The sequence below is a fragment of the Actinokineospora auranticolor genome (genome assembly GCF_002934265.1).
Lineage (GTDB): Bacteria > Actinomycetota > Actinomycetes > Mycobacteriales > Pseudonocardiaceae > Actinokineospora > Actinokineospora auranticolor.
Window position 1 is genome coordinate 1 of sequence record NZ_PTIX01000009.1, and the last position, 22,824, is coordinate 22,824.

At 71.4% G+C, this 22,824-nt stretch carries 19 protein-coding genes and 2 pseudogenes; 5 read left to right on the forward strand and 16 right to left on the reverse strand.

Going from position 1 to position 22,824, the window contains the following annotated elements; genetic code table 11:
• From CLV40_RS40310 to CLV40_RS17550, 8 genes and pseudogenes are all read right to left on the reverse strand, one after another.
• On the reverse strand, positions 1–285 hold a 285-nt coding region (locus tag CLV40_RS40310; RefSeq protein ID WP_219824015.1), incomplete at its 3' end, for a helix-turn-helix domain-containing protein.
• Positions 286–823: 538 nt separating this feature from the next.
• Positions 824–1,732 carry a hypothetical protein gene (locus CLV40_RS17520; RefSeq protein WP_104480017.1) on the reverse strand — a complete coding sequence of 303 codons (909 nt, stop codon included), beginning with the start codon at positions 1,730–1,732 and terminating at the stop codon, positions 824–826.
• Between the two features lie 107 nt (positions 1,733–1,839).
• A pseudogene (locus tag CLV40_RS17525) lies at positions 1,840–2,793 on the reverse strand (IS481 family transposase).
• Positions 2,794–2,903: 110 nt separating this feature from the next.
• A complete protein-coding gene (locus CLV40_RS17530) occupies positions 2,904–3,920 on the reverse strand; it encodes an enoyl-CoA hydratase/isomerase family protein (protein ID WP_104480018.1) in 1,017 nt (338 codons plus the stop codon).
• A 52-nt stretch (positions 3,921–3,972) separates the two neighbouring features.
• A complete protein-coding gene (locus CLV40_RS17535) occupies positions 3,973–4,941 on the reverse strand; it encodes an NAD(P)-dependent alcohol dehydrogenase (RefSeq protein ID WP_104480019.1) in 969 nt (322 codons plus the stop codon).
• Between the two features lie 3 nt (positions 4,942–4,944).
• Positions 4,945–5,166, reverse strand: coding sequence for a helix-turn-helix transcriptional regulator (locus CLV40_RS17540; RefSeq protein ID WP_104480020.1), 222 nt, complete (start codon positions 5,164–5,166; stop codon positions 4,945–4,947).
• On the reverse strand, positions 5,166–5,585 hold the full coding sequence (locus CLV40_RS17545) for a hypothetical protein (protein ID WP_104480021.1): 420 nt from the start codon (positions 5,583–5,585) through the stop codon (positions 5,166–5,168). The genes CLV40_RS17540 and CLV40_RS17545 overlap by 1 nt, the downstream gene beginning before the upstream one ends.
• Before the next feature lie 103 nt (positions 5,586–5,688).
• Positions 5,689–6,573, reverse strand: a complete 885-nt coding sequence (locus tag CLV40_RS17550; protein ID WP_219824016.1) for a LysR family transcriptional regulator — start codon at positions 6,571–6,573, stop codon at positions 5,689–5,691.
• Between the two features lie 70 nt (positions 6,574–6,643).
• Between CLV40_RS17550 and CLV40_RS17555 the strand changes: the two genes are divergently transcribed.
• Both CLV40_RS17555 and CLV40_RS17560 read left to right on the forward strand, forming a co-directional pair.
• The gene (locus CLV40_RS17555; protein ID WP_104480265.1) at positions 6,644–7,552 is read left to right on the forward strand and encodes an EamA family transporter; all 909 of its coding nucleotides are present in this window, start codon (positions 6,644–6,646) and stop codon (positions 7,550–7,552) included.
• Between the two features lie 18 nt (positions 7,553–7,570).
• Positions 7,571–8,422, forward strand: a complete 852-nt coding sequence (locus CLV40_RS17560; RefSeq protein ID WP_104480023.1) for an NmrA/HSCARG family protein — start codon at positions 7,571–7,573, stop codon at positions 8,420–8,422.
• Here the strand turns inward: CLV40_RS17560 and CLV40_RS17565 are convergent.
• The 4 genes from CLV40_RS17565 to CLV40_RS17580 all read right to left on the reverse strand — a co-directional run bounded on the left by CLV40_RS17565 (position 8,419) and on the right by CLV40_RS17580 (position 10,794).
• Positions 8,419–8,847: an SgcJ/EcaC family oxidoreductase gene (locus CLV40_RS17565; protein WP_104480024.1), complete on the reverse strand. Its 429-nt coding sequence runs from the start codon at positions 8,845–8,847 to the stop codon at positions 8,419–8,421. The genes CLV40_RS17560 and CLV40_RS17565 overlap by 4 nt on opposite strands.
• Before the next feature lie 42 nt (positions 8,848–8,889).
• Positions 8,890–9,390, reverse strand: coding sequence for a YceI family protein (locus CLV40_RS17570; RefSeq protein WP_104480025.1), 501 nt, complete (start codon positions 9,388–9,390; stop codon positions 8,890–8,892).
• A gap of 47 nt (positions 9,391–9,437) precedes the next feature.
• Positions 9,438–9,968 (reverse strand): hypothetical protein, encoded by a 531-nt coding sequence (locus CLV40_RS17575; RefSeq protein ID WP_104480026.1) that lies wholly within the window; start codon positions 9,966–9,968, stop codon positions 9,438–9,440.
• 73 nt (positions 9,969–10,041) lie between these two features.
• Entirely contained in the window at positions 10,042–10,794 is a 753-nt protein-coding gene (locus CLV40_RS17580; RefSeq protein ID WP_104480027.1) for a hypothetical protein, read from the reverse strand.
• 348 nt (positions 10,795–11,142) lie between these two features.
• Between CLV40_RS17580 and CLV40_RS17585 the strand changes: the two genes are divergently transcribed.
• The 3 genes from CLV40_RS17585 to CLV40_RS17595 all read left to right on the forward strand — a co-directional run bounded on the left by CLV40_RS17585 (position 11,143) and on the right by CLV40_RS17595 (position 16,084).
• The gene (locus CLV40_RS17585) at positions 11,143–13,161 is read left to right on the forward strand and encodes a TIR domain-containing protein (protein WP_104480028.1); all 2,019 of its coding nucleotides are present in this window, start codon (positions 11,143–11,145) and stop codon (positions 13,159–13,161) included.
• Positions 13,154–15,256, forward strand: a complete 2,103-nt coding sequence (locus CLV40_RS17590) for a tetratricopeptide repeat protein (protein ID WP_104480029.1) — start codon at positions 13,154–13,156, stop codon at positions 15,254–15,256. Before CLV40_RS17585 ends, CLV40_RS17590 begins: the two co-directional genes overlap by 8 nt.
• A gap of 129 nt (positions 15,257–15,385) precedes the next feature.
• Positions 15,386–16,084, forward strand: coding sequence for a hypothetical protein (locus CLV40_RS17595; protein WP_104480030.1), 699 nt, complete (start codon positions 15,386–15,388; stop codon positions 16,082–16,084).
• 6 nt (positions 16,085–16,090) lie between these two features.
• On the opposite strand, the gene narI is transcribed toward CLV40_RS17595, so the two are convergent.
• From narI to CLV40_RS17615, 4 genes and pseudogenes are all read right to left on the reverse strand, one after another.
• Positions 16,091–16,855, reverse strand: a complete 765-nt coding sequence (gene narI, locus CLV40_RS17600) for a respiratory nitrate reductase subunit gamma (RefSeq protein ID WP_104480031.1) — start codon at positions 16,853–16,855, stop codon at positions 16,091–16,093.
• A complete protein-coding gene (gene narJ, locus CLV40_RS17605; RefSeq protein WP_374065067.1) occupies positions 16,852–17,484 on the reverse strand; it encodes a nitrate reductase molybdenum cofactor assembly chaperone in 633 nt (210 codons plus the stop codon). The genes narI and narJ overlap by 4 nt, the downstream gene beginning before the upstream one ends.
• Positions 17,481–19,136, reverse strand: a complete 1,656-nt coding sequence (gene narH, locus CLV40_RS17610; protein WP_104480032.1) for a nitrate reductase subunit beta — start codon at positions 19,134–19,136, stop codon at positions 17,481–17,483. The genes narJ and narH overlap by 4 nt, the downstream gene beginning before the upstream one ends.
• Positions 19,136–22,821, reverse strand: a pseudogene (locus tag CLV40_RS17615) (nitrate reductase subunit alpha). Before CLV40_RS17615 ends, narH begins: the two are co-directional and overlap by 1 nt.
• Positions 22,822–22,824: the final 3 nt, after the last annotated feature.

Here is a 22,824-nt window from a genome sequence, read left to right on the forward strand (position 1 = left end):
GCGATCCAAGCCCGCCATCACATAATCGCGTAGTCGGCCCGATTGTTCCAACTTTCGCGGTTTCGGTCGTTTCCGCATGACCGCGGCACGCGTGCACGACTTCAACGCTCGATAGGCCAATCTCCCGCCATTACGGGCGACCTCACGAGCGACCACCGAATGATGCCGACCCAACACCCTGCCGATAAACCGGAACGACCGCCTCGCCCGCAACTCCCGCAAGATCGTCTCCCGCTCCTCGGCACTCAATATCACCCGACACACCACGACATGATCTCCGATCACCCACCCACGAAGATCATCCCATGCCGGCGCATCGACCAGTTGAGGTCAAGATTCCCCTATTTGCGGGGGACCCCTCGCGGGCGCTGAGGAGCGCGGACACGGGGCGAGTGGCCCCTGGTGGCGGCGGATTTCTCGGCTGGGTTGGGCTTGTCAGGATGGTCGGCGCGCGGCCGGGTTCAGGCCGGGTCGGCGCGGTCGGTCGAGATCGGGCGATGCTTCGTCGAGTGACCGGATGGACATGGCGCGTCTGATCGGAGTTCGGGCGCGAGGCAATTGTCGGCTGAAACCGGAAAATCACTGCCCGACGAGACCGGTGCACCCGTATGAGATCGGAGAGTTCTCCGCGCGGGCCAAGATGGCGTGACCGAAGGGCCGGGTGCGGGGGCTCACCGTCGAAGCCGGCGGGCTCTTGCTCGAGCGGGCTGCGGGACACGTGGCACTGATGAGAGGGGTGTTCCTGGTTGGGACCGGGCGCGAGTCGATGCGCCCGGTCCCAACCAGGAAGCGGTGTTCCCCATCGGGGCCGGTGTGTGGTGGGTCAGCCGGTGAAGTGGCCCAGGGTCACGGCGGCGGGGACCTGGTCGATCTTGGGGGCGCCCGGGTACCAGCGGAACTGGTTGGTGGGGGCGCCGGTCTGGTCGACGATCAGGGAGATCGCCGCGGTGCCTATGCCGTGGCCGTCGACGTTCTTCGGGTTGTTGTTCCGGCTGTCGGCGGGACCGTGGCGGCTTTCGGTGGAGTCGGCGATGGGGACCTGCCACTCGGCGGGGTTGGTGGCGTCCTGGGTGGGGGTGCCTGCCGCGAACATGACGTGGCCGGTGTCCGAGGCGCCCGGGCCCAGGGCGTAGGTGACGACGTCGCCCGGCACCACGTCGGCCACCTTCGCCACCCGGGTCCAGTGGCCGTTGCTCTCGCCGGGTTGGAGCTTGCCCAGCATCTGCGCCCAGTCGACGGCGTAGGGGCCGTGTTCGACCGCGCCGGTCGGCAGGTCGCACGACGTGGCGAAGGACGTCGAGCGGGTCGCGTTGGCCGCGCGGACCAGGTCGCCGTACGCGTCGCAGGCGGCGATGCGCAGGAGCACGTTGCCCCAGCCCGAGCAGTCCACGACGTAGTTGCCCGCGGCGCGGTCGAGCGTGGTGGTGTGCTGGTAGTCCGACTTCTGGTACGTGGCCAGCTCGTGCTCGATCTCGGCCCACACCGCCGGGCTGCCGGGGTCCGCGGCCGGGGCCTCGGCGGCCCGCTTCCAGCCCGGGGTCGCGCGGAAGGACTGCGGGGTCGGGGGCACGGTCGTGGCGCCCCCGGTGGTGAGGCAGCCGATCTGCTCGTCCTCCGCGGCCGTGGGCGCGCCGATCGTCGGCGCGTTCGCGGTGGTCGACGGGCTCGAGCAGGCGACCAGGGCGAGCAGCAGCGCCGCCGCGGGCGCGGCCCGGTGGACACGGGTGTGCATGGCACCAACCCTAGGGCCGGGGCCGGTCGCGGCCGTCGCGATCGGCGCTGGGCCGGTCGCACCTTAACCATGTGGGTGACAAAGTGGACGGCCCTAGCTGTACTTGGTCATGAGGTTGGTGATTGAACGCGGCTGATGGGTGGGTGCCCGGTTGAGTGTGTGGTGACCGTGTTCAGTGTTGTGGTGATCGAGCCGGGGCGCCGGCGCGGTGGCGCGGGCGTCGTTGTCCAGGAAGATCTCGCGGTGGGCCCACCCGGTGTACGGGGTGCGGTTCAGGCGCTCGACGTTGCCGTTCTGCCAGGGGGCAGTGCGGCTTGATGGTCTTGTGGCGGGCGCCGATCGTGGCGAGGGCCGCGGCGAAGTCACGGGAGATCAGGTAGTTCGTGGCGTTGGCGGTCAAGACCCGGTGAACACCGGGGATGCCCTGCTCGGCGAACCAGGCCGCAGCGCGCAGCAGGAACCCCGCGCAGGTGGTGCCGCGCTCGTCGGTAAAGGACTTCGGCGTAGGCGGGCCCGGAGTGGTCGTCGATGGCGGCGTGGACGTAGTCATAGCCCAAGCCTCGGCGGGACGCGGCCCGCGGCCGTGGGCGCGCCGGCCGCCCCCCGGGCGGGATCTTGCCGATCTTCTTGACGTCGAGGTGGATCAGGTCGCCGGGGTGCGGGTGTTCGCAGCGGCGGGTGGTGTGGCGGGTGGCGCGGACGCGGTGCCCGGTCAGCGGATCACACTCGGCCGGCCCCGGCACGCCATACCGGGCCGGCACCCGCGACACGGTGCGAGCGGGCACACCGGTACGGGCACTGATCCGAGCCGGTCCGCACCGCGGCTCGCCGCGTGCTGTCACGACCTGCCGCTCTGTCCCAGCCAACGTCCGCGACGGCATGTGATGCGGTTGGCTGGACCGATCGACCAGGCCGGCGGCGCCTTCATCACGGAACCGGCGGGCCCAGCGGTGCGCGCACCGCCGTGACACACCGAGTTCCTTGGCCCCGTGAGCGACCGACCTGCCCGCGGCGACCCGGGAAACCAGCGTCCGCGCACAGTCAAGCGGGCGTTGGCGTATCCCATCGAGGCCTCCGGTCGCGGTGACTGACGTCGCGATCACCACCACACCCGGAGGCCTCACCCATGATCAAGCCGACACACCGTCACCAACGTAGTGGCCCGGTACACCTAGCGCAGGGTGAACGGCACCTCGGGTTCGTCGAAGTGCGCGGCGACCGCCTCGTCGGTCACGTCGGTTAGGGTGGCGGGCGACCAGCGCGGTTTCCGGTCCTTGTCCACCACCTGGGCGCGGATGCCCTCGACGAGGTCGTGGCCGCGCAGGCACGCGGTGGACACCCGGTAGTCCTGCTCCAGCACGGATTCCAGGTCCGGCAACCGCTTGGCGCGGCGGGTCGCTTCGAGCGCGACCTTGACCGCGGTCGGCGAGCGGGTGCCGATCTCGGCGATGACGTCGTGCTGCCCGCTCGCGGCGAGCCCGACGAGGATCTCCTCGACGGTGTCCGCGGTGAAAGCCGGGTCGATCCACTCGGCTTCCTTGGCCAGTCCGGACGGCGGGGGCTCGACGGCGAAGCGGGCGACGACGTCCTCGCCCGCGGCCTCGATCTCCGCGATCAGCTCGGGCAGCCGGTCGCTGGGCGCGAACCAGTCGGCGAGTCCACAGTGGACGGCGTCGGCGCCGGACATCGAGGTGCCGGTGACGGCCGCGTACGTGCCGAGTTCGCCGGGCGCGCGGGAGAGCAGGTACGTGCCGCCGACGTCGGGCGCGAGGCCGATGCCGACCTCCGGCATGGCCAGCCGGGTCCGTTCGGTGACCACGCGGACCGAGCCGTGCGCCGAGACGCCGACCCCGCCGCCCATGACGATGCCGTCCATGAGCGCGACGTACGGCTTGGGGAAACCGCCGATCCGCGCGTTCATCCGGTACTCGTCGGCCCAGAACGCGGTCGACTCGCCGCCGCCCGCCACGGCGTCGGCGTGGATGGCGCGGATGTCGCCGCCCGCGCAGAGGCCGCGTTCACCGGCGCCGTCGACGAGGACGAGCCGGACCCGGTCATCGTGTTCCCACTCGTCGAGGGCCGCGCGGATGGCGACGACCATGGGGTGGGTGAGGGCGTTGATGGCGCGGGGCCGGTTCAGCGTGATCCGCCCCACCCCGTTCACCACCCGGATGAGCACGTCGGACATCCACTCTCCTCCAGAAGTCGGCTCCGGAGTCCACAATGCCACACCGGCGCGGTCAGGACTCCATGACCAGGAGCGCTTGGCCGGTGAGTGTGCCGCTCGCGGCGGTCTCGATGGCGTTCGCGGCTTCTGGTAATGGGAACGTCCGCGCCACGACGGGTCGCACGGCCTCGGTCTCGACCAGCTCGCGGAGGACTTCGAGGTCGGCCAAGCGGTCCTTGTGCACCAGGGGGCGGACGCGGATCCCGAGGAACGGCGCGGCAAGCAGGCCACGCAGCCAGCGGTCGGTGCCCATGAACCAGCGCCCGCCCGTGCCGCCGACGAGGACCAGGGTGCCGCCCCGGTGGAGCACGCGCTTGCAGGTGCGCAGGGGCGGGTTTCCGTACACGTCGATGAAGACGTCGAAGGGACCGAGGTCGTCGAGTGGTGTGGACCGGTAGTCCACGACGTCGTCCGCGCCCAGTTCCCGTACGAGGTCGGCCTTTTCGGCGCTGCAGGTCGCGGTCACGTGGGCGCCGAGGTGCTTGGCGATCTGCACCGCGTAGGTGCCGACGCAGCCGGAGGCGCCGGTGATGAGCACTCTCTGTCCTGATGAGACTTTCCCGGCGTCGCGGACCGCTTGCAGGGCAGCGAATCCCGAGATCGGAACGGCGGCGGCGTGCATCAGGGACAGGTTCTTGGGTTTGCTCGCCAGGTTGCCTTCGGGGACGGTGGCGTACTCGGCGAAGGCGCCCTTGCACCAGCCGAAGACCTCGTCTCCGACGACGAGGGTCCGAACGTCCGCGCCGACGGCTTCCACCGTGCCCGCGACCTCCAGTCCCGGGACCGGGTGCGGGCGGCGCAGGCCGGTTGTCGGCCTTGCCAGGTAGGGCAATCCGCGGATCAGGTGCCAGTCGGAGCCGACGACCGGCGAGGCCGCCACGCGGAGCAGCACTTCTCCCGGGCCCGGCTCAGGCTTGGGGATTTCCTTGAGGTGGAACACTTCTTGGGGCGCTCCATAGCGTTCCTGCACGATCGCTCTCATGACCTACTCCTCGTCCGGGTACTGGAAGACATCGTCGATGGGAACGCCGAAGACGCGCGCGATGCGGAACGCGACCTCCAGCGAGGGCGAGTAGCGCCCCTGCTCGATGGCGATGACCGTCTGCCGGGTGACGTCGACCCGGGCGGCCAGGTCCGCCTGCGTCATCTCGCCGGTGGCGAAGCGCAGCGCCCGGATCGAGTTGGTGATCCTGGTCGGCTTCCCCACTAGAACCCCCGCCGGTAGGCGATGACCTTCGCCGTCGCCCCGACCGCGGCGGACAGCACGAAGACCGCGTAGATCGCGTTGGCGATCCAGAAGTGCCGCGCCTCGGCCATGGTCAGCGCCAAGGGCAGGACCATGCCGACGCCGAGCACGATGCCCGCGAGGTACTCCCCGTGCCGGTCGATCTCGCGGTCCCGCACGTCCGCGCGGTGACGTTCGCCCGGCTTGGCAATGCCGAGCCCGATGCCGACGACGATGGCGGCGACGATCGAGGCGCCGATCGCCCAGAGCATGGGGGCGACGTAGTCGACGTCCGACCAGGGGCCCGCGCCCGCCTTGGCGATGATCACGGCCAGGTAGCCGAGGAAGGCGACGGCGCTGATCACCAGATATGCCCAGGTCTGCTTCTCCTGGTACGACATGCGCGCTCCCGATGTAAAGCAAGTTTGACATCACCAAGGTAAGCAATGTTCGACAGTATGTCAAGAATCTTTGACTCGCGATGCCGCGGGGTGGCCGGACCGATCACTCGGGTCGGTCGACCGGGATCGCGAGGATGTCGAGGAACGCGGAGGCGGCGGGGCTGCGGCCCGCGCGGTTCCAGACCAGGTACTCGACCCGTCCGGGGGCGTCGGGGACGGGGATCGTGGTGACGTCGGTCAAGCGGGGGACGTAGTTCGACGCGAACATCGAGACGCCCAGGTTCTGCTGGACGAGGCGGGCCATGAGGTCGGCGTTGGTCACCTCGAAGGCCACGTCCCGGGTGAGGCCCGCGGCGGCGAAGGCCTGGTCGGTTTGGGCTCGACCGGCGGTGCCTGCGGGGAGGTCGACGAAGACCTCCTCCGCGAGCCGGGCGAGGGTGACCGACGGTTCGCCCGCCAAGGGGTGCGCCGGGGCGACCACCGCCACCAGGCGGTCGCGGGCCAGGATGTGGGCGGCGACGCCCTGCGGGTGGGCGGTGGTCGGCAGCCCGAGGAACGCCACGTCGATCGCGCCCACGCGGACCTGCTCGACCAGGTCGTCACTCGCGCCCACCCCCAGGCTCACCCGGACGTGGGGGTAGCGCTCGCGGAAGTCGCGCAGGGCGGCGGGCAGGTCGACGGCGGCGACGGTGGGGATGAGACCGACCGCCAGCCTGCCGCGCACCTCCCCCACGGCGGCGGCGACCTCGGCCGCCGCCCGCTCGGCCGCGTCCAGGCACTGGCGGGCGGCGGGCAGGAACGCCGCCCCGGCCTGCGTCAGGCGGACGCGGCGGCTGGTGCGCTCGAAGAGCTTCGCGCCCAGTTCGCGTTCCAGGCGGGCGATCTGGTGGCTGAGCGCGGACTGCACGACCAGGCACCGCTCGGCGGCGCGGGTGAAGCTGTTCGTCTCGGCGACCGCCACGACGTAGCGCAGCTGCTGGAGTTCCACGGATCCATCTTGGATCGCGATTGATGCCGTGACAAACATGTGTTGGACTCATGGATCGCCCGGCGGTGTGATGGTCCACGTGACGACTTCAACGGCGACCGGGACGGCCACGGCGGGGAGCGCGCTGCCCCGCACGCTGCTGACCGCGCTCCCGACCCTGGCCTGGGGCTCGACCTACGTAGTCACCACCGAACTGCTGCCGCCCGGCCACCCGCTGTTCGCCGGGCTCCTGCGCGCGCTGCCCGCCGGGCTGATCGCGCTGGCGCTGACCCGCGCGCTGCCGACCGGCGCGTGGTGGGGCAAGGCCGCCGTGCTGGGCGTGTTGAACATCGGGCTGTTCTTCCCGCTGCTGTTCATCGCCGCCGAGCGGCTGCCGGGTGGGGTCGCGGCGACGCTGGCCGCCGCCCAGCCGTTGATCGTCGCGGTGCTGGCGGTGGCGGTGCTGGGTGAGCGGTTGTCGGTGTGGCGGCTGCTCTGGGGTGTCGTCGGGGTGCTCGGGGTCGGGCTGGTGGTGATCGGCCCGAACGCGGCGCTCGACCCGGTGGGGGTCGTGGCGGGTCTGGCGTGCGCGGCGACGATGGGCCTCGGGTTGACGCTGACGAAGCGCTGGGGGCGACCCTCGGGGGTCGGGCCGATGGCGTTCGCGGGGTGGCAGCTCACCACCGGCGGGCTGGTGCTGCTGCCGGTGACGTTCCTGGTCGAGGGGGCGCCGCCGTCGATCGACCTGCCCGCCGCGGCGGGGTACCTGTGGTTGGGGATCTTCGGCGGGTTGATCGCGTACGTGCTGTGGTTCCGCGGCATCACGGCGCTGCCCACGACGTCCGTCGCGGTGCTGGTGCTGCTGTCGCCCCTGGTCGCGGCGGTGCTGGGGGCCGTCGTGCTCGGCCAGACGCTGGGGGCCGTGCAATTGCTGGGTTTCGGGCTCGCGCTCGCGGCGATCGTGGCGGGGCAGCTCCCGGCACCGCGCCGCGTCGGCTGAATCGGGAGGGGTTTCGCGGTGGCGGACAACGGAAGTGTGCTGGTGACGGGCGCGACCGGCGGGCAGGGCGGTGCGGTGGCCCGCGCGCTGCTGGCGGCCGAGTGGGGTGTGCGGGCGCTCGTGCGCGATCCGCGGGGGCGCGGGGCGGAGGTGTTGCGGGCGCTGGGTGCGGAGTTGGTCGTCGGCGACCTCGACGACCGGGAGTCGTTGGTCGAGGCCGCGAGCGGCGCGCACGGGGTGTTCAGCGTGCAGCCGTCGGACATGTTCGACCCGCGGCCGGATGTCGAGGTGCGGCAGGGGAAGAACGTCACCGACGCGGCCGAGGCGGCGGGGGTGGCGCACCTGGTCTACAGCTCGGTCGGGGGCGCCGAGCGCCGGTCGGGGGTGTCGCACTTCGAGACCAAGGCGGAGATCGAGGCGTACGTCGGCGCGGCGGGGGTGCCGTCGACGGTGCTGCGCCCGGTGTTCTTCATGGAGAACTGGCGCTACATGCTTCCCTCAGCGCACAACGGATCCCGGGTCGGCGCGGTGGCTCTGGACGCTGGTACCCGCCTACAGATGATCGCCTTGGCCGACATCGGCCGGATCGCGGCCGACGCGTTCACAGATCGCGACTTCCTGGGCCGGTCAATCGAGATCGCGGGCGACGAGTTGACGGTTCGCGAGATCGCGGCGGCCTTCACCGCCGCCGACGGCGTGCCGACCCGGTTCGAGCGGCAGCCGACCGAGGAACTCCGGGCCCAGGGCGCGGAAGCGGCCAACATGTTCGACTGGATCGGCGCGTTCGGCTTCGAGGCGGACATCCCGGCCCTGCGTGGCCGGTACCCGGGGTTGCTGACGTTGGAGTCGTGGCTGCGCGGGGACAGCTAGTCCTGCCAGCCGAGCGGGTCCTGGGCGTCGAGAGTCTCGTCGTGGTCGGCAAACGCGGCCATGGTGGTGCTTATGGTGTTGTGGAAAGCCAGGATCTCGCCGTCGCGCAGCAGCATCGTCTGCACGGAACGGGTTTCGCCCGCGCGCGGGCCATCGGGGACGCGCAGGGTCGACGAGGTGCGGACCAGGTGGAGTCCCTCGGCGAGGGGCCGGGCCCAGTGCAGGCGGAGGTCGACCTGGCTGCCCCGGTAGATGCTGGTGAAGACCTTGCGGTGCTCGTCGGCGATGACCGCGCGGCCGCGCTGCACCCGGCCGAGCACGTCGACGAACTCGGCCTCCTCGGCGAAGGCGGCGGCCCAGCCGTCGGCGTCACCGTCGTTCCACGACCGCTGGAGCCCAGCGACGATGTCCTGTGCTGTTCCCATGATCGCCAGTGTGCTGGTCCGAGCGCGCCGGAGGTCGGGGTTTCACCGGGTGGCGAAGACGTCCAGGGTCAGCCGCAGGATTCGGCCGGTCATGCCGGGGGCCGCGGTGATCCCGAAGTCGTAGCGGTCGATGGTGGTGGTCGCGCGGGTGGTGAGGTCAGCGCCGTCCACCGCGACGGACTCGACTGCGAGGGTGACGGGTTTGGTGACCTCCTTGACGGTCAGGTCGCCGCGCAGGGTGCCGCCAGTAGCGGTCTGCTCGAACGCGGTGCCGGTGAAGACGATCTCGGGGTGGCGGGGCGCGTCGAGGTAGGTCGACGACCGGACCTTGGCGTCGCGGGTCGGGTTGCCGGTGGTGAAGCCCGCGGCGGTGATCCGCGCGGTGGCGGTGGACGCCCCGGGCTCGGCGGCGACGGTGATCGTGCCGGCGGCGATCGGGAAGCCGCCGGTGACTGGTAAGAGGCCGAAGACGTGGCGGGTGTCGAACCGGACCGTGGAGCGGGCCGGGTCGATGGCGTAGGTGCCGGGCTGGACGGTGGTCATGGCTCCCCCTGGGCTCGGTTCGCCGCCGATCCTAGGGGCGGGCGGGCTCACGGGGCGGGCAGGTCGGAGCCGACGGACATGCTCAGGTACCAGCGCTCCTCGGCGTGGCCGTGGCGGCTGGTGGTGACCCGGTCCGCGGCCAGACCGCTGCCGTCGTCGCCCTCGGTGGAGACGAGGACGTCGCGGCCCTGGTAGTCGGCGATGACCACGGCGGCGCCGTCCTCCGCGATCCGCCAGTACGCGGCGGCGGTGGCCGCGCACGGTTCGAGGTCGACCTCGTGGTCGGCGACGCGGGTCAGGCACTGGTCGATGCCCGCGAGGGGGCTGATCAGGTAGAGGTCGTCCGCCCCGTCGCGCAGGAAGTACCAGAACGTGGGCAGCGGGTCGCAGCCGCGGGTGGTGACCAGGTCGGTGGCGGTGAACGGGTCGGCGTGCAGGCACTCGCCGTCGATCGACGACGAGACCTGGTAGGGCCCGTCGAGCACGGGGACGTCGGCGGTCGCCGTGCCCGACGGGGCGAGGACGGTGGCGAGCACCAGGGCGGCGGCGACGCGGCGCCCGGATCTGCGGTACGGCATGGGTCGAATGTGCCCGGCGGCCGTGGCCGCGCGGCCGATTCCACCTGGTCGTGCGTCCTCCGGTCGGATGTCGTTACGCCCAGGTACCGGTCGCGCTACCGGCGGTGGCGAGCTGCGACTGCTGGTAGAGGGCGCTGAGGGCGGCTTGGCTGATCGAGCCTGCGGACTGGGTCCGGGCGCTCATCGCCAGGTCGAAGGCCTGGCGCGGGGTGGTGTCGTCCGGCTTCGGCGGCCCCTCGATGATCTTGTCGGCGAGCGCGTCGACCTGGTCGTCGGATAGCGAGTCGTCGCCCGCTTTGAGGGCGTCGGTGATGGTGGTCTTGAGGGTCGCCGCGTCCATGCCGTTGGCGGCGGCGACGTCGGTCAGGCTCGTGCCGGACCGGAGTTCGTCCTGGAGCTCCTCGGAGCTGAGGCCGAGCGCGTCGGCGACGGAGTCGAGGGCGTCGTCCACCTTCTGGTCGTGACCGCCGCCACCCGGGGGCGGGCCGGCGGGGCGGGCGCCACCGGGTCCACCGGGCCCGCCGCCGTGCCCCGGCCCGGCGACGACCTTCTGCGCGACCTCCTTGGCCTTGGTCGCGGAGAGGGTGCTGTCCGCGCTGGTCAGCGCGTCGCTGATGGCGGTGGTGAGGGTGTCGGTGCTGACGCCCTTGCTCTGCGCCAGCGTGGACATGCTCTGCCCGCTGCCGAGCGCGCCGCGCAGGTCGTCGGTGCTCATGCCCAACGCCTTGGCGGCGGCGTCGAAGGCCTTGCGCATCGACGACTGGCCGTTGTCGGCCCGCTGCGCGTACGCCAGGCTCTGGCTACCGGAGATGGAACTGACAGTCATACCTAACCTGCCTCGCGGTGGGGTTTCGCTTGCACCGGGACAGTCGGCACGGCGGTTCACCCGGTGGAGGGATCTCGGCCGTCCCACAGGCAACTCATACCGGCGCACAGCTCAGCCCCAGGTTTCCCGCGCACGGCGGCGAACGCCGGGCAGGCGGAGCGGCCGACTCCGCACGGGGGCGGAAATCCCCCTGGCCGCCGGGCACGACACGGCTATGGACGAAAGCTTGTCATTCGGGACAAGGGCGGCGCGTTGCGGATAGCGTTGATCCCCGCACGTCTCGTGGCGTGCCACAGGTCAGGTTCCGCGCCGCCGCGGCGGGCGGCACCGCGCACCCGAGGGAGGCCCGTGGAGCGGGTGGCAGCGGCGGAGTTCCAGGACGTCGCCGTGGTGTCCTGCGACATCATCGGCCACTCGGCCGCGAACGAGGCGGAGCAGGTGCGGCGGGTGGCCGCGATCAACGACATCGTGGCCGCGGCGATCCGCCGTGACGCCCGGCACATCGTCTGGTCCTCGGGCGGCGACGGCGGCCACGTGGTGTTCTTCGGCGACGAGTGGCAGGCGGACGCCGTGCGGCTCGTCGCGGACCTGTCCGGCTGGGCCCGCGACGAACGGCTCACCTTGCGCGTCACCGGCCACGTCGGCCGGGTCGCGACCCTGGTCGGCGCGGACGGTCGCGTCCAGGCGGTGGGCACCGGGATCAACTTCGCGGGCTGGTTGATCCGCCAGGCCACGGGGCACGGGATCCTCGTCTCCGACCGCTTCCGGCAGGAGGTCGCGGCGGCGCCGTCCACCGAGGACGTCGTGTTCCACGAGGAGCGCCTGCTCGTCGACCGCAACTCCCACCCCCAGCTGCTGTTCCTGATGTCCCTCGACCGGGTGCGGTCGCGGTGGGCCGAGGCCGAGCAGGACGACTACGCCTCGCTCCGGCAGAGCCTGGCCGAGCAGAACGGGTGGGAGGCGCTCTACTACTCGAAGCGGATCTCCCAGATCAACGCCAGGGACCAGGACGTCACCCGGACCCTCGAACTGGTCACCGGGATCCTGAAGTCCGGGACCCCGGGGAACCGGAGCTTCCTCGAGTCGTTGCGGGCCAACGAACTCACCGAGATGCTGAAGCTCGGCCACCTCGTCGAGCGCGGCCCCGGCGAGGTGATCTGCCGCGTCGGGGACCCCGGTGAGTCGATGTTCGTGATCCTGCGCGGCGAGGTCGGTGTCTACAACCTGGAGGGCAAGGGCTACGGCGGCACCGCGAAACCCAAGCACGTGCAGCGGGCGGGTGAGGTCGTCGGCGAGCTCGCGACCGCGTTGAAACGCCCCCGGACGGCCGACCTCGTCGCCATATCGGACGTGGCGCTGCTGTCGTTCATCAGCGAGGAGATCAAACACAAGCTGGCGGGCACCGACGCGGGCAAGGACGCGGCGCGCCAGTACGAGCTGTTCATCACCGACCGCGTGCTCCAGCACACGATCCAGGCCGCGCCGTACCTGCTGGGCCCGAGCCGCCTCGGGCCGCTCAGCGTCGCCCCCACGCACAGCACCTCGCGCGTCGGCGCGCAGGAAGCGTGGGAGGCCACGGTGCGCGACCTGCTCCCCCACACCGAGTTGGTCGAGGTGGCCGCGGAGGGCTTCACGCTCGACGTCGGCCAAGTGGCGCGGGAGGTGTCCAAGGACCGCCCGCGGCACGGTCTGTTCATCCTCGTGTCGGGCACCGTCATGGCGCCCACGGCGGCGAGGTTGTCGGGCGCCCAATGCCCCCTGCTGTGGGTGGACGTGCCCAACCTCCTCGTCCAGTCGCCGCACACCTACCGGCGGGAGCAGGAGCCCATCCTGGTGCTCTGGATCGGCGCCAGCGGTATCGACCGACTCGAGCTGCAGCAACGCGTGGAACTGCTGCGGGCGCTGAAGGACACCGTCGGCGGGGTGCCGTCCCACTTCGAGTACGACGTCTTCCTCTGCCACTCCAGCAAGGACAAGGACGTCGTCCTGGACGTCAAGGAGCGGCTGTGGAACGAGTTCGGCATCCGCTCCTGGTACGACGACGTGGAACTGACCCCTTCCGTCTCGACGCGCCGGACCATCGAGAACGGGTTGCGGACCAGTCGGTTCTTCCTGGTGTGCGCGAGCGCGAACGTCAACGCCTCCGCGTGGGCGAACCGGGAGATCGACTCGGTCATCTCGAGCGACGTGAAGCGGCAGGGCAACGGCCCGACGGTGCTGGTGCTCAAGCTCTACGAGGAGGAGAGCAACGACGAGGCGATCCCCCTGATCTTCCGGGGGTCCAAGCGGTTGAACCTGAGACGCGCGGGTGACTTCGAGAAGCTGGCGCACCACATCCTGTCCGCCAAGGGCGCCGGGAATGGGTGACACCGACCGCAACACGGTGGCGGCGCCCACCGCGGTGGCGGTGCAGGCGGGTCGCGTCGACGGGTCGGTCCACGTCCACACGGTGTACTCGGCCGCCCGCGAACCGTCGCGGGTCGTTCCCCACCAGTTGCCGAGCCACGCGCGGGGGTTGGTCGGTCGCGACGCGGAGTTCGCCTGGTTGGACGCACGGCTCGGCGACGGGCGGCCGGGGACCGCGGTGGTGACCGGTCCCGGCGGCGTGGGCAAGACCGCGCTCGTCGTGGGCTGGGCCGCCACCCGGCTGGACGAGTTCCCGGACGGGCAGTTGTACGTCGACCTCCGGGGGCACGGGCCGGACACGCCGCTGGACCCCCATGACGTCCTCGGCGGGTTCTTGCGCGATCTCGGCGTGGCGGACCGTGAGGTGCCGCGGAGTCGGCACGAGCGGGTGGGCCGGTACCGCAGTGTCACGCACCGGCGCAGGCTGCTGGTGGTACTGGACAACGCGGTGGACGAGGACCAGGTGCGTCCGCTGCTGCCCGGGCCGGGCGCGGTGGTGGTGACCAGCCGGGCGGTGCTGTCCGGGCTGGCGGTCCGCCACGAGGCCGAGATCCTGGAACTGGACCTGCTGGACGCGCGGCACGGGCTGGAGTTGTTGCGCGCGGCGGTGGGCGCGCGGGCGGTGCGGGAACCCGCCGTCGCCGAACTCGTCGAGTACTGCGGGGGCCTGCCGCTGGCGCTGCGGATCGTCGCGGAGCTCGCGCGGTCCCGCCCCGGCGCGCCGTTGGCCGGGTTGGCGGAGGAGCTGCGGCACGAACAGCACCGGTTGGACGTGCTGGAGGTGGTGGGCGACGCGCGGTCGTCGATCCGCCCGGTGCTGTCCTGGTCGCTGGACCGGGTGCCCGTCGAGGTCAACCGGGCGTTCCGGCTGATCGGGGCGCACCCCACGGGCGAGGTGGACGTGCCCGCGGTCGCGGCGCTCTGCGCCGTCCCGCTCAGCCGGGCCGGACGGCTGCTGCGGGCCCTGGTCGGCGCGCACCTGATCGGCGAGCCGCGCCCCGGCCGGTTCGCGGCCCACGACCTGTCGCGCCTCCACGCGGTCGAGTTGGCGACCGCCGATCCCGACGGCACCGCCGCCGCCCGCGTGCGGCTGTTCGACCACGTGCTGCACACCGCGGACCGGGCCGACCGGCTGGTCACCCCGAACCGCTACCGCGTTCCCCTGGACGGCGACGCGACGGGCGCGGTGGGGTTCGCGGACTACGACGCGGCCCTGACCTGGCTGCACTCGCACTGGCGGGACGCGGTCGCCCTGTGCGCGCTCGACGGCACCGGGCTCGACGCGCGGCGGTGGCAACTCGCGTACACCTGGCGGGGCTACTTCTTCCTCACCAAGCGGTGGGACGCCTGGATCGCCAGCCACCGCCACGCCCTGGCCGCCTGCCTCCGCCTCGACGACCGCCACGCCGAGGCGCGGACCCGCAACAACCTGGGCCGCGCGCTGCTCGAGACGGGGCGGACCGAGCAGGCGACAGCGCACTTCGAGGCCGCCCAGCGGCTGTTCGAGACCGTGGGCGACCGACACGGGTGGAGCAACGCGGTCGCCAACCAGGCGGTCCTGCGGCGGAGGGCGGGCGACCTGGCGGAGGCGTTGCGGCTCAACCAGCTCGCGCTGGACTACTACCTGGCGGTGGGCGCGCGCCGCAACACCGCGATCACCTGGCGCAGTCGGGCGAAGACGCGGATCGAGGCGGGAGCGTTGGACGAGGCCGCGGCGGACCTGGACCGCGCGGTCGAGATCTTCGCGCGGCTGGGTCTCGCCATCGACCTGGCGGAGGCGCACAACCTGCGCGGCACGATCGCCGCCCGCCGCGGCGACCCGGAGCGCGCGAAGCAGGAACACCTCGCGGCACTGGACGCCTGCCGCGCGTGCGGGAGCCGCTTCGAGGAGGCCAAGGCGCTCCGGTACCTCGGACACCTGGCCGCGAACGAGGGCGCCATGGCGACCGCGGTCGCCTACCTCACCTCCGCCGCCTCCCTCCACCAGGACATGGGATCACCGGAGGCAGCGGTACTCGCAGAGGAGATCCGCGCACTGGTCGACCACCACACCTGAACGCGCCGTGCCCGACACCGACGAGGCGCGCCGCGAAGTCCACTGTGGATATTCGACCGGGTCCGGGCGGCGGTCTCGACGGCGGGTCGGGCGCGCGGGGTTGCTCGACGGATCGAGGCCCGACTCGCCGTGCGCGCCGGGCACGAACTGGTCCGGGACGGGCTGGTGGCGCGCGTGCTGTTCGTGAACCTGCGCGGATTCGATCCCGACCCGGCCGCGGTGCTGGACGGGTTCCTGCGCCTGCTCGGGATGCCCGGTCGGCGGATCCCGCACGACCTGTCCCCCCGGATCGCCGCCTACCGGGCCCGGCTGGCGGGCATCGGCACCCTGATCGTGTTGGACGACGCCGCCACCGCCGAGCAGGTCCGCCCGCTGCTGCCCGGCGTCGCGGGCTGCCCGGTCCTGATCACCACCGGGCGCAGCCTCACCACCCTGGCGGGCGCCACGCACCTGACGGTGACCGCGTTCCCCCCGGGGGACGCCATGGACGTCCGCTACCCGGACGAAACCCATCGACGTCCCCGGATACCCCCACCGCCAACGCCCATTCCCGCCCTGGCCGACGAGACCGGTGCCCGCGCCTGGCTGGACACCGAACGCCCCACCCTGGTCGCGGTCACCGCCCACACCGCCACCCGCGGCCAGCCCGCCCACACCATCCGGTTCGCCGCCACCCCGCACCGCTACCTCATCGGCGGGCACCCCACCGACCCCCTGGCGGTCCACGCGCACGCCGCGCGCGCCGCCCGCCACACCGGTCTCGGCGCACCGGAAGCCGACACGATCCGCGACCACCTCACCACCCTCGACCACCCTTCGACCCGGTGAAGCCGGTCAGGGGGTGCGTTCCCAGCCGCGGTGCGGGGTGCGGGTGCCGGGGGCCGTGTCGCGGGTGCGGTAGACGATGTAGGGGCGGGTCAGGTAGCCGATGGGCAGCGAGAAGACGTGGACCAGGCGGCTGAAGGGCCAGAAGGCGAACAGCGACCAGGCGGCCAGGGCGTGCAGGCGGAAGCCCAGCGGGGCGACGACCATCAGGGCCGGGTCGGGATGGAGGGTGAAGATGGAGCGGAACCAGGGGGACACGGTCTGGCGGTAGTCGTGGGGGCTGTCGGTCAGGTTGCCGAGGACGGTGGTGCCCAGGCCCAGGAGGATCGTGGCGATGAGTAGGACGTACATGACCTTGTCGTTGCGGGTGGTGGCGGAGAACACCGGGCCGACGGTGCGGCGCCGGTAGATGAGGATGGCGGCGCCCGCCAGCGTGCAGACGCCCGCGAGGACACCGAGGGAGACGGCCACGGCGTGGTACAGGTGGTCGCTGACGCCGAGGGTCTCGGTCCAGTTCCGGGGGATCAGCAGTCCGCCGACGTGTCCCACGGCGACCAGCAGGATTCCGAAGTGGAACAGCGGGCTTCCCAGTCGCAGCAGGCGGTTCTCGTAGAGCTGGGAGGATCGGGTGGTCCACCCGAACTTGTCGTAGCGGTAGCGCCAGACGTGGCCGACGACGAACGTGGCGATCGCCGCGTAAGGGACGGCGACCCACAGCAGGGTGCCCAAGGCGCCGACCTCGACGCCGGTCGTGGAGACGGGTTCCGCGCTCATCGGGTGCCTCCGGTGGGCATGTACTCGGGTGGGGCGAAGGGCGCCAGGCCGACCTCTTCCTCCGGTGGGCCCTCGGCGACGAGCCTGGCCAGCTTCTCGCGGTCGTGGCCGCCCAGGGGCGGCAGGGTGGCGGAGACGGATTCCAGGACGTGGCGCCACGGCGACGCCGAGTCGGTGAGGGCGATGCGCATCAACTCGAGGCCCGCGCGGTGCTCGACCATGAGCCGGACGCCCGTCCGGGGATCACCGCAGGCGGCGAACTCGAGGACGACGGCCAGGTGGTCCGGGAGTTCGCTGTCGTCGAGTTCCAGTCCGGCGGCGCGGTAGGCGTGTTTGAAGCGGAGCAGGGCCATGCCGCGCTTGCGGGTGTCGCCGTAGGCGAAGTAGGTCAGGTACGGGCTGAACTTGCGGCGGTGGTCGAAGGTCGCCACGTACTCCTCGGCCAGGGCGAGCAACGGCACGGCCGAGGCGTGGTCGAGAAAGGCCGCCAGCGGTCCGCCGACCGACGACGGCAGGGTCGCGGTCGCGGCGCGCAGCAGCGGGATCCGTTCCACAAGGGACTCGTCCGGGTAGCACATCAGGACCGACTGGACCTGCCACGCGGTGAGCAGGCACGGGTCGACGGTCACGATTCCTCCTTCGGCGGGAACAGGCCGTCCGGGGTTCCCTTCCCGTCCCAGTTCAGGAGGTTCACGCGGCTGCCCTTGTCGACGGGGGCGGCGTAGGTGTCGGAGGTCTGGCGGTCGCGGAGCATGCGGAAGTTCTCCACCGCGATCGGTGACGCGCCACCGGAACTCTCACCGAACGGACCCGACCCGCCCATCCCCGGACCGCCCTCGTAGTCCAGGCTGCACTCGGTCGCCAGCTCCTCCAGCCCGTGCGCCTGCTCGGCGTGGGCGGGCGGGATCACGTACCGCTCGTCGTACTTGGCCAGCGCCAGCAACCGGTACATGTCGTACACCTGCTCGCCGGTCATCCCCACCGACTCCGGGATGGACTCCCGGGGCTCGCGTCCGAGGTTGATGTCGCGCAGGTAGCTGCGCATCGCCGCCAGCTTGCGCAGCACGGCGTCCACCGGCGCGGGATCGCCTGCCGTGAACAGGTTCGCCAGGTATTCCACCGGGATGCGCAGCGCGTCGACGGCCGCGAACAGGTTGCCGTGGTCCTCCGCGTCGTGGCCGGTGTCGCGCACGATGTCCACGACCGGCGACAGCGGCGGGATGTACCAGACCATCGGCATGGTGCGGTACTCCGGGTGCAGCGGCAAAGCGACGCGGTACTTGTTGATGAGCGCGTACACCGGCGACCGCTGCGCCGCCTCGATCCAGTCGCGCGGGATCCCGACCCGCTCCGCCTCGGCGACCACCGCCGGGTCGTTCGGGTCGAGGAACACCTCGCGCTGCGCCTCGTACAGGTCTTTGTCGTCCGGGGTGGACGCGGCGGCGAGCACGCGGTCGGCGTCGTAGAGCACCAGCCCGATGTACCGGAGCCGTCCGACGCAGGTCTCCGCGCACACCGTCGGGATCCCGACCTCGACGCGCGGGAAGCAGAACGTGCACTTCTCGGCCTTGCCCGTGCGGTGGTTGAAGTACACCTTCTTGTACGGGCAACCGGAAACACACATCCGCCACCCACGGCACTTGTCCTGGTCGACCAGGACGATCCCGTCCTCGGACCGCTTGTAGATCGCCCCCGAGGGGCACGAGGCCGCGCAGGACGGGTTGAGGCAGTGCTCGCAGATGCGCGGCAGGTAGAACATGAAGGTCTTCTCGAACTCCAGTCGGACCTTGTCCTCGATGCCCTTGATCATCGGGTCGCGGTGCAGGTGGTCCGGCGCGCCGCCGAGGTTGTCGTCCCAGTTGGCCGACCAGGTGATCTTGGTGGGTTGGCCGCTGATGAGCGACCGCGGTTGGGCGACCGGCGTGTGCTCCTGGAGCGGCGCGGTAGTGAGGGTGTCGTAGTCGTAGGTCCAAGGCTCGTAGTAATCGTCGATGCTGGGCAATTTCGGGTTGCTGAAGATGGTGAACAGCTTGCGCAGCCGTCCGCCGCCCTTGAGCCTGAGCCGCCCGCGCCGGTTCAGCTCCCAGCCGCCGCGCCAGCGCTCCTGGTCCTCGTACGCGCGCGGATACCCTTGCCCGGGGCGGGTTTCCACGTTGTTGAACCACACGTACTCGACGCCGGAGCAGTTGCTCCACGCCTGCTTGCAGGTGACCGAGCAGGTGTGGCAGCCGATGCACTTGTCGAGGTTCATCACCATCGCCATCTGGGCCATGACGCGCATCAGTAGACAACCTCCTGCGAGCGGCGGCGGATCACGGTGACCTCGTCGCGCTGGTTGCCGGTCGGGCCGAGGTAGTTGAACGCGAAGGACAGCTGCGCGTAGCCGCCGATCAGGTGCGACGGCTTGATGAGCAGCCGGGTCAGCGAGTTGTGGATACCGCCGCGCCTGCCGGAGGTCTCGGCGCGCGGGACCTCGATGAGGCGGTCCTGCGCGTGGTGCATGTAGACGGTGCCCTCCGGCATCCGGTGGGACACGATGGCGCGGGCGACGACGACGCCGTTGCGGTTGACGGCCTCGATCCAGTCGTTGTCCGCGACGCCGATCTTCACCGCGTCCTTCTCCGACATCCAGATCGTCTGGCCGCCGCGGGAGAGGCTGAGCATGAACAGGTTGTCCTGGTACTCGGAGTGGATGGACCACTTCGAGTGCGGTGTCAGGTACCGCACGGTGATTCCGGCCGGGCCGAGGTCGCCGATGCCCGGTTCGGCGAACAGCGCCGTCATGTCCAGCGGCGGCCGGAACACGGGGAGTTGCTCGCCGAGGTCGGCCATCCAGTCGTGGTCGAGGAAGAAGTGCTGGCGGCCGGTGAGGGTGTGCCAGGGTTTGCGGCGTTCGACGTTGATGGTGAACGGCGAGTAGCGGCGTCCGCCGGTCTCCGAGCCGGACCACTCCGGTGAGGTGATCACGGGGACGGGCGCGGCCTGGGTGTCGGCGAAGGCGATCCGCTTGCCCTCGTGCTCGGCGGCCAGATCGGCCAACCGCGTGCCGGTCCGCTGCTCCAGAGTGCGGAACCCCTGTGTGGCGAGGTGTCCGTTGGTGGTGCCGGACAGCGCCAGGATGGTCTCGCAGGCGTGGATGTCCCGGACCAGCGACGGACGCCCGTCGGCGGGACCACCGCGGATCGCGCCGTTCTTGCCCTTCAGGTACTCGACTTCGCGCTCGACCCGGTAGGTCAGGCCCTTGGTCGTCACGCCGAGCTCGTCCACCAACGGTCCCAACGCCCCCATCTTCGCCGCGATGGCCGGGTAGTCGCGCTCCACGACCGTGATGCGCGGCATGGTCACGCCCGGAACGGGTTCGCACTCCCCCGCCCGCCAGTCGAGGACGCGGCCGTGCGGGGTGGCCAGCTCGTCCGGGGTGTCGTGCCGAGCGGTGTCGCCACGATGTCCTTGCGCACGCCCAGGTGCTTCTCCGCGAGCCCGCTGAACGCCTCGGCGATGGCCCGGAAGGCGGCCCAGTCGGTGCGGGTCTGCCAGGGCGGGGCGATGGCCGGGTTGAACGAGTGCACGAAGGGGTGCATGTCGGTGGTGTTGAGGTCGTGCTTCTCGTACCAGGTCGCGGCGGGCAGCACGACATCGGAGAACAGGGTGGTGCTCGTCATCCGGAAGTCCAGTGACAGCAACAGGTCGAGCTTGCCGACCGGCGCCTCGTCGTGCCACCGCACGTCGACCGGGCGCACGCCCTCCGGGGCCTGCTCCGCCCGCAGCGAGGAGTCCGTGCCCAGGAGGTGCTTGAGGAAGTACTCGTTGCCCTTGGCCGACGAGCCCAGCAGGTTGGCCCGCCAGATGCTGAGCACGCGCGGGAAGTTCTCGGGCGAGTCCGGGTCCTCGCAGGCGAATCCCAGCCTGCCCGCCTTCAGCTCGCCGACGACGTGCTCCGGCGCCGGGACGCCGGCCGCTTCGGCCTCGTCGGCCAGGTCGAGGGGGTTGCGGTCGAAGGTCGGGTACGAGGGCATCCAGCCGAGCCGGGTGGCCTGGGCGATGATGTCCGCGGTGGTCTTGCCCGCGAAGTGGCTGCCGGATCCGGCGGCGGCGAGGGTGTCGGCGCCGAAGGGGTCGTAGCGGAACTGGTCGGTGTGCAGGTACCAGAACGCGGTCTGGATCATCTGGCGCGGCGGGCGGGACCAGTCGAGGCCGAAGGCGAGCTGCGACCAGCCGGTGACCGGGCGGCACTTCTCCTGGCCGACGTAGTGCCCCCAACCACCGCCGTTGACGCCTTGGCAGCCCGTCAGCGTGGTGAGGGCGAGGAAGGTGCGGTAGATCGTGTCGGAGTGGAACCAGTGGTTGGTGCCCGCGCCCATGATGATCATCGACCGGCCCCGGGACTCCTCGGCGTTGGCCGCGAACTCCCGGCCGATGCGCGCGGCGGCCTGGGCGGGTACGCCGGTGATCGCCTCCTGCCAGGCGGGCGTGTACGGCTGCGTGGCGTCGTCGTAGTCGCGGGGCCAGGCGCCGGGCAGGCCGGGGCGGTGCACGCCGTATTGGGCCAGCAGCAGGTCGAACACGGTCGTGACCAGGTGCCCGCCGACCCGCCGGACCGGAACACCCCGGCGCAGCGTGCCCGGGGACCCACCGGCCGCGTCGAAGCGCGGCAACTCGACCTCGACCGCGTCTCCCCCGTGCACGGTGAGCATCGGATCGACGTCGCCGAGGTCGAGGTTCCAGCGGCCCACGCCTTGCTCGCCGTAGCGGAAACCGAGGGAGCCTTGCGGCACAACGGGTTCCCCGGCCGCGTCGAGCAGCACCGTCTTGAAAGCCGGATTATCCACTTCGGACTGGTCGGGGAGGTCGGCGGCGGTGAGGAATTTGCCTGGCCGGTGCACGCCGTCGACTTCGTCCAGGCGGACCAGGAACGGCAGGTCGGTGTAGTGCTTGACGTAGTTCGTGAAGTAGTCGACCCGCCGGTCCACGAAGAACTCGCGCAGGATGACGTGTCCCATCGCCATGGCCAGCGCGCCATCGGTGCCGGGGCGGGCGGCCAGCCACTCGTCGGCGAACTTGACGTTGTCGGCGTAGTCCGGGGCGACTGCCACGACCTTCTGGCCCCGGTACCGCGCCTCCGCCATCCAGTGCGCGTCCGGGGTCCGGGTGACCGGCAGGTTCGAGCCCCACATGATCAGGTAGCCCGCGTCCCACCAGTCCCCCGACTCCGGCACGTCGGTCTGGTCGCCGAACACCTGCGGCGAGGCGACCGGCAGGTCGGCGTACCAGTCGTAGAACGACAGCATGGTGCCGCCGAGCAGGGAGACGAACCGGGCGCCGGACGCGTGGGACACCATCGACATCGCCGGGATCGGGGAGAACCCGGCGACCCGGTCGGGTCCGTAGCGCTTGATGGTGTGCACGTGCGCGGCGGCGACCATCTCCGCGGCCTCGTCCCACGTGGCGCGAACGAGTCCGCCCTTGCCGCGCGCGGACTTGTACCGCCGCGCCCGCTCGGGGTTCTCCACGACGTCCGCCCACGCGAGGACGGGGTCACCGGTGCGGGCCTTGGCCTCGCGGTAGAGCTGGAGCAGGACGCCGCGCACGTACGGGTAGCGCACCCGCGTCGGCGAGTAGGTGTACCAGGAGAACGCGGCACCCCGGGGGCAGCCGCGCGGCTCGTACTCGGGGCGGTCGGCGCCCGCGGACGGGTAGTCCGTCTGCTGCGTCTCCCAGGTGATGATGCCGTCCTTGACGTACACCTTCCACGAGCACGACCCGGTGCAGTTGACCCCGTGGGTGGAGCGCACGACCTTGTCGTGGCTCCACCGGTCGCGGTAGAACTCGTCGGCCTGCCGCCCGCCGATCTTGTGCAGGGTGCGCAGGTCCGGGGAGACCTCGGCGCGCGTGAAGAAGCGGCGGCCGCGCACCAGGGCCGCGCTCACCTCCGAGTCGAGGCCGGGCGGGTCGGCGGTGGTGCTCACGTC